3 protein-coding genes are annotated in these 3,071 nt (G+C 73.0%); 2 read left to right on the top strand and 1 reads right to left on the bottom strand.

What is annotated here, in order from left to right; translation table 11 throughout:
* Nucleotides 1-58: 58 nt before the first annotated feature.
* Complete coding sequence (locus tag ABWI04_RS42295) at nt 59-1,210, bottom strand: hypothetical protein (RefSeq protein WP_345177052.1); 1,152 nt, start codon at nt 1,208-1,210, stop codon at nt 59-61.
* A 270-nt stretch (nt 1,211-1,480) separates the two neighbouring features.
* Here ABWI04_RS42295 and ABWI04_RS42290 point away from each other — a divergent pair, with 270 nt between their 5' ends.
* Together ABWI04_RS42290 and ABWI04_RS42285 are read left to right on the top strand one after the other, a co-directional pair.
* A complete protein-coding gene (locus ABWI04_RS42290) occupies nt 1,481-2,485 on the top strand; it encodes a hypothetical protein (protein ID WP_345177054.1) in 1,005 nt (334 codons plus the stop codon).
* Nucleotides 2,486-2,525: 40 nt separating this feature from the next.
* Entirely contained in the window at nt 2,526-3,035 is a 510-nt protein-coding gene (locus ABWI04_RS42285) for a hypothetical protein (RefSeq protein WP_345177056.1), read from the top strand.
* Nucleotides 3,036-3,071: the final 36 nt, after the last annotated feature.

Genomic DNA, 3,071 nt, shown 5'->3' with positions numbered 1-3,071 from the left:
GGTTCTGGCCCCGCCGGTCCGCGACGGCGCGAGGCGCGGCGCCGGACCGCGCCGGAGGTCAGGCGGCCGGGACGCCGGTGGCCGGCTGCGCGGACCGCACCTCGGCCTGGTTCGGCTTGGCCGCCAGGCCCGGAAGGTCGGTGGTCGCGGCGCGCAGGCGGGCGATGCCCTCGGCGCCGAGGTCGCCCAGCATGATGTCGTAGGCCAGGTCGCGCACCGTGTCGACGCCGACGGACGAGTGGAGCATGGCGCCGATGGTCTCGGTGAGCACCCGCTCGTAGGACTCGAACGTCACCGCCTCGGCCACCGCCGGGTTCCACTCCAGCTGGTCGCCGGCCGTGACGTGCAGCTGGAGGCCGCCGGTCACCGGATCCACCTGGTCCAGGTCGATCTCGGCGGCGACGCGGCCGCGGGCCGCCGGGGTCCCGTCGTCGGTGAACAGCAGCGCCGGGACCGAGAAGGTCACCTGCTCGGCGGGCTTGCGCGGCCGGACGGCGTTGCCGCGCGGCACCGCGGGGACGTCGACGTGGTCCAGCTGCGACAGCATCCGGAACGTCGCCAGGCCGAGGATGCTGTTGATGGCCAGCGCGGTCGCCCGGGTCACCGTCTCCGTCTCGCCGGGCTTGCGGGTGAGGTAGCCGCTGAAGCCGTAGGCGATGATGCGGTCGCGGACGGGGGAGCGGAGGAAGATGCGCAGCCGGACCCCCGCGACGGGGAGCTCGAACTCGGCCTCGCCGTCGCCGACCTCGGACCGGACGAAGCCGCCCTCCGACGCGGTGAGCCGGCCCACCAGGGCCAGCGTCCCCTCGTTGCCGCTGCGGGAGAGGCTCAGGACGTAGAGGTCGCCGTCCAGCTCGGTGATCACTTCGTCGCCGAGGACGACGGCGAGGGCCCGCGCCGTCTCGTTCAGGCCGTGCAGGGTCCTGCGCGGCATGCGCAGCCGCAGCTGGTTCTGCGACGTCACCCGCCCGCCGACGGTGTTCTCGACGTGCTCGACCTCCCGCTCGGCCTGCTTGCCGGTGTAGTTGCGCAGGCTGAATGCCAGGACCTCGTTGTCCGTGCGCACCCCGCAGGTCGCCTTCAGGGCCTTCTTGGCGCTGAGCGGGTAGGGGGCGTCCTGCCGGACGTATTTGGTCGCGTCCACGAACACGGGGACGTCGTCGTCGAAGAGGCGCCGGACGTAGAATTCTTCCTTGGTTTGCGCTGGCACTGTTGCACCCTTCTCCGTGTCCTGCCGCCGGCCGCGGACGGCCGGAGGTAACCTCGGCACCCGGCCGATTCCGGCCAGGTGCGGCACCGGTCCCACCGCCCGGTGTCCACTCTTCAGTCATAACCGTTTCGGGGCAGGTCGGATCGGCAAGTACCAGAGGGCCGGACGGCGCCGCCGACGAACCGGTTGACAAATAAAGCATGCGGCTCGCCCTGTCGCGTGGACAGTCATGCGTGACACACGGGGGCGGCACACTACAAAGGAGACCAGATGCACCAGTTGACCGATTACGTGCTGGCCGTTCGCACCACCGGTTCACCTCCGGCGATCGAAGGGGTCAAGTCGGTCGACCTGGTTCCGGGCGACGACCAGGACGTGATCGCCGCGACCATCGCCGGTCTGCGGGCGAGCGGGCTGACCGCGGCCGACTTCCGGTCGCGCGTGATCTATCTCGCGCCCGAGGACCCGAGCTGCCTGGTGCCGTACGCGGCACTGTGCGGCTTCGCCGGCCGCCGCGTCGACGCCTACGCCGGCGGCACCGTCCTGGAGTTCTCGCGGCTGGACCCGCAGGGAGAGGCCTTCCCCGACGCGGGCCGGCCCTCCGGGTACCTGGAATGGGGCCAGGTCGGGGGCGAGGAGGGGCCCGTCCCCACCGTGCAGGTCGGCTCCGGCGCCCAGCGGCTCGTGACCCCGGAGGCCGCCACCGTGATCCGGTACGCGGCGCGGCTGCGCATGGTCCCGCCGCCCTCGGCCCGGGACGCGCTGGCCACGTTCGTGCTCGTCGCGGCGCTGCGGCGGCGGGCCGACGACCGGTTCCCCTACCTGTCGACCGGGAACGAGCCCGCCCCCGTCACCAAGGACGACCCGACCCAGGGCATCGACCTGGAGAAGCTGCGGCGCGAGGCGGCCAAGTACCGCCAGGAGCTGCGGGCCGGGCGCCGCGGCGCCGACATGGTGCCGCCCGTCCCCGTCTCGCCGCACAACAAGCGGATCGCCGAGGCCAAGTCGGTGGACGTCCGGACGGTGCTGACGCGCCTCGGCTCCTCCTCCGACGACGGGAACCTGTGGCACTGCCCGCGTCCGAACAGGCACAGCAACGGCGACCGGAACCCCTCGATGAAGGTCTACGGGGACAACCGCACCAGGTGCCACCGCTGCGACGCCGAGAAGGTCGGTCCGATCCGGCTGGTCATCGACGTCCTCGGGGTCACTCCGGACGAGGCCGCCAGTTTCATCCTGGACTCCGACCGCGTCGTGGACATGCGTCCAGCCTGAGCGTCCCTGGCGGCCGGGGGCCGCTGGGCAGGGGGAACCGATGGCCGAATCGCAGGGCCGCGCGGACGTGGCGCTGCTGATTGTGGATGGAGTGCAGGTGGGCCACGTTCACCGCAGTGTCCTCGATCGGGTCGCCGAGATCGCGGGCCGGCTGGGCTGCCGCGACGCCGTCGCGCTGGCCGGCCCGCCGGTCACGTTCGACTCCTCCCGCGTCCCCCGGCTGCGGCGCGACCTGGAGCAGGTCATCGCCTACGCCGAGGCGGCGCGGCAGACCGGCTGGGTTTTAGGCGACCTGGCCGTCGCCCCGGGTGACCAGGCGGTGCCGGTGATGGACACCGCGCAGGGCAGGATCTGGGCCCACCCCGTCCGCGGCTTCGAGCTGCACGGGGAGGCCGGGGTGCGCCGGATCACCGAACTGGCCGAGATCCCGGGGACCCCGCAGCGCACTCCGCTGGCCCGTCTCATCGCGCCGCTGGCCGACGCCGCGGCGCGTGCGCAGGTGCTGGAGATAGCGGACGGCAAGCACGAGCGCGCCGTGCGCCTGGGCTGACGGGCGAAGGGGCGCCGCTCGCCGGAGACGGCGAGC

Origin of the sequence: Actinomadura sp. NPDC000929 (assembly GCF_040492065.1) — a bacterium.
Taxonomy (GTDB): domain Bacteria; phylum Actinomycetota; class Actinomycetes; order Streptosporangiales; family Streptosporangiaceae; genus Spirillospora; species Spirillospora verrucosospora.
The sequence above is the reverse complement of the archived record's forward strand: the minus strand, read 5'-3'. Positions and strand labels throughout refer to the sequence as shown.

Excerpts from the sequence above, each read along its gene's own strand:
- ABWI04_RS42290 (WP_345177054.1), top strand. The coding sequence starts at position 1,481 with ATGCACCAGTTGACCGATTACGTGCTGGCCGTTCGCACCACCGGTTCA.
- ABWI04_RS42285 (WP_345177056.1), top strand. The coding sequence starts at position 2,526 with ATGGCCGAATCGCAGGGCCGCGCGGACGTGGCGCTGCTGATTGTGGAT.